The organism is Promineifilum sp. (SeqCode) (genome assembly GCF_041918635.1).
Lineage (GTDB): Bacteria > Chloroflexota > Anaerolineae > Promineifilales > Promineifilaceae > Promineifilum.
Genome location: NZ_JAYRVJ010000781.1, coordinates 1 through 3,210 on the forward strand (window position 1 = coordinate 1; position 3,210 = coordinate 3,210).

Sequence of the window (3,210 nt, forward strand, 5' to 3'; positions counted from 1 at the left end):
AATTGGTTCATGGAAATGCCCTCTTGCTCGGCTAGTTCGCGGGCAAGCTTATGGAGGGAGTCGGGCAAGCGCAGGCTTATGGCTGTCATGATAGCTCTCCTATTTCGCGGAGGAATTGTCGAGGCGATATGACTCGTAAACCAAATACCTCCACGCCACTAAAATCTTTCTCGTTAAATGTAATGATGGCATCACACTCAGCGGCTACCGCCAGTTCCAGTACCATATCGTCACGCGGATCGCGAAGAAACGGCCGCCATAAGTAATAAACTTGATGCTGCTCGCCAACTTGGCATAGATAGTCCAAAATGTCGCCCAAATCCTGCGGCGTTAGGCGGGTCTGTGGCAGAACTCGAGTTGCCGCATCTTCATACTCTACAACTAGCGGCACCGAAAGATTGATGCGGAACAACCCTTTGTCAAGCAGTGCTATTATCCGGAAAGATGCCCCGCGCTGTGACAATAGGGCGGATACGAAGACGTTCGTGTCGATGACGATGTGCCGCATAATGGTATTGTATGTAATACCATTTAGTTCGTCAAGACAGGAAACGCTGTTATCTGACGCCCTTAGAGTATTGGCAGATACTTTCAGCCAGTGAGGAGGTGGTGTATATAATCCGGTCAATGCACCACATTATCAAATTGCTCTGGCCATGCATTCTGCTTCTGTCTGCTTGTCAACCTCCACCATCACCTATATCTACACCTCCCTTGTCGCCCGCGCCAACGGCCGAGGCGCCGCCCGACAATAGTATTTCAACAGCCACCCTCAATCCCACCGGTCAAATCTTCGTCCCCGTCGCGCCGGGCGGCGAAGCGGGCGGCGCGACGGCGGCGTCTATCGCCGCCGCGCCCACTGACACGGCCACGCTGGCATCATCGCCTACGCCAGCCCCGCCGACGGCCACGCCCGAACCCGCCTTCCCCGCATACACCGGCCCGCCGCTCGACCGGGACAAGATCGGCCTGCAAATCTACCTCCACCGCCAGGACGTGCGCGACCTGCTGCGCCACTTCGAGGCGCTGGACATCGGCTGGGTGAAGGTGCAGGTGTCGTGGAAGCTCCACGAGCCGCGGCCGGGCGAGTATGACGCGCAACTGTTCGAGGAACTCGACCGGCTGGTGGCCGGAGCCACCGGGCAGAACGTCAAGGTGCTGCTCAGCGTCAGCAAGGCCCCGGAGTGGAGCCGGCCGGTGACGGAGATGGACGGCCCGCCGGCCGACTACGGCCACTTCGAGGCGTTCATGCGGTTGCTGGCGACGCGCTACGCTGGCCAGGTGGCTGCCTACGAACTGTGGAACGAGCCGAACTTGCAGCGGGAGTGGAACGGATCGCCCCTCAGCGCGGCCGACTTTGTGGCGCTGATGCGGCGCGGCGCGGCCGGGGTGCGGGCAGCCGATCCGGCGGCGCTGCTCATCAGCGGCGCGCCGGCCGTGACGGGCATTAACGACGGCGTGAGCGCCATCGACGACCGCGTTTATCTGGGGGCGATGCTGGCTGCGGGCGTGGCCGAGGTGGTCGATGGCGTGGGCGTCCACCCCTACGGCTGGGCCAACCCGTCCGACAGCCGCGTTGCCGACCCGACGCAGGTCACCGGCAGCCACAACAATCACCCGAGTTTCTTCTTCCTCGACACGCTGGAGGATTACCGGGCCATGTTGGTCAGCGCCGGCGCGGATGCGCTGCCGCTCTGGCCGACGGAGTTCGGCTGGGGCAGCTTCGAGGGCCTGTACACCCCTGAGGGCGCGCCCGCCGCGCCGCCGGCCGGGGCGGAGTTCATGGCGGAGACCAGCGAGTACGAGCAGGCGGTCTACATCCTGCGCGCCTATGAGTTGGCCCATGAGCGGGCGTGGGTGGGGCCGATGTTCCTGTGGAACCTGAACTTCACCGCTGCGCTGGGGCCGGAGTTCCAGGAGGTCGGGTATAGCTTGCTGCGGTTTGATGGGAGCCGGCGGCCGGCATATCGAGGGCTGGAGTTTCGCGGCGAATAGCACCATCGTGTTTGATTTTAACACCATGTTGTGTATAATAATCTACATGGTGCAAAAGTTATCTGCTGATGCAGCTTTCGTTGATCGCCAGCGTGAATTAGCCTACTTCCAGGACCTACTGAGTCGCCATCGACCCGGGCCAGCGCAGTTGATTCTGCTATATGGTCGGCGACGAGTTGGAAAAACGGCGCTGCTGCTGGAATGGTGCGCTCGCGGCGATACGCCCTACACCTATTGGGCGGCTGAGAAGGAGCCAGCCGATCTCCAGCGCCGCAAGCTCTATGCGCGATTGCAGAATATGCCCTTGCGCCAGGCGCCCCTATTCGACAGTTGGGCCGAATTATGGGACGCGATCGCCGCGCTTCTTGGCGACCGGCGGCATATCCTGATTCTGGACGAGTTGCCGTATGCGGCCGAGTCCGACCCGGCCACCCTCTCTGCCCTACAGCATGCCTGGGACGCTCACTTCCAGCACGCGAATCTGGTCATTGTCTTATGCGGTTCGCAGGTCAGAGCGATGGAGTCGCTTCAATTGCACCAATCGCCCCTATTCGGTCGCCTGACCGGCCAATGGTACCTGGAGCCGCTACCCTTTGTTGCCCTACGTGACTTCTTCCCCAACTGGTCGGCGGAAGAACGTGTCGCTGCCTATGCCGTCATCGGCGGCGTACCGGCCTACCTCAACTGGCTTGACCCGGCGCTCAGTCTGACCGACAACATTCGGCAAGTGATGCTCGCGGGCGGCAGTATGTTTCTGGCCGAGCCGGCATTTCTGCTCTATGACGAGGTGCGCGAGCCGCAGTCGTACCTGGCTATCCTGAAAGCCATTGGGTTGGGCAGCCACACGCTGCGCGACATCAGTAACCACGCGCTGCTCTCTACGAGTCACCTCTCAGCCTACTTGCAACGGTTGCAAGACCTGAAGTTGGTTGAGCGGCGGTTGCCGGCCATGATTGCCCCGGCCGCGCGACGCAAATCCAAATCGGGTCGCTATCATCTCACCGATCCTTATTTCCGCTTCTACTTTCGTTTTCTGGCTCCCTTTCACGATTACCTGCCTTTCGATCCCGACTCGGTGCTCGCGCGAATCAGGCAAGACCTGCGGGCCTTCGTTGGGCAGACGGCCTTCGAGGAGTTGGCCCGGCAATGGGTCGAGCGGCAGGGCCGAGCCGGCCGCTTGCCGCTGCGGCCGGCCATCGTCGGCGCGCATTGGAG

The 3,210-nt window shown here is 61.4% G+C and carries 4 protein-coding genes; 2 read left to right on the forward strand and 2 right to left on the reverse strand.

Going from position 1 to position 3,210, the window contains the following annotated elements:
* Together ACE3UY_RS22390 and ACE3UY_RS22395 are read right to left on the reverse strand one after the other, a co-directional pair.
* Positions 1 to 89 (reverse strand): toxin-antitoxin system HicB family antitoxin (locus tag ACE3UY_RS22390; protein WP_374689691.1); only part of this gene is annotated, 89 nt, incomplete at its 3' end.
* Positions 86 to 628 carry a putative toxin-antitoxin system toxin component, PIN family gene (locus ACE3UY_RS22395; protein ID WP_374689688.1) on the reverse strand — a complete coding sequence of 181 codons (543 nt, stop codon included), beginning with the start codon at positions 626 to 628 and terminating at the stop codon, positions 86 to 88. The genes ACE3UY_RS22390 and ACE3UY_RS22395, both read right to left, overlap by 4 nt.
* 86 nt (positions 629 to 714) lie before the next feature.
* Here ACE3UY_RS22395 and ACE3UY_RS22400 point away from each other — a divergent pair, with 86 nt between their 5' ends.
* Complete coding sequence (locus tag ACE3UY_RS22400; protein ID WP_374689689.1) at positions 715 to 1,995, forward strand: cellulase family glycosylhydrolase; 1,281 nt, start codon at positions 715 to 717, stop codon at positions 1,993 to 1,995.
* Positions 1,996 to 2,041: 46 nt separating this feature from the next.
* Positions 2,042 to 3,210 (forward strand): ATP-binding protein (locus ACE3UY_RS22405; RefSeq protein WP_374689690.1); only part of this gene is annotated, 1,169 nt, incomplete at its 3' end.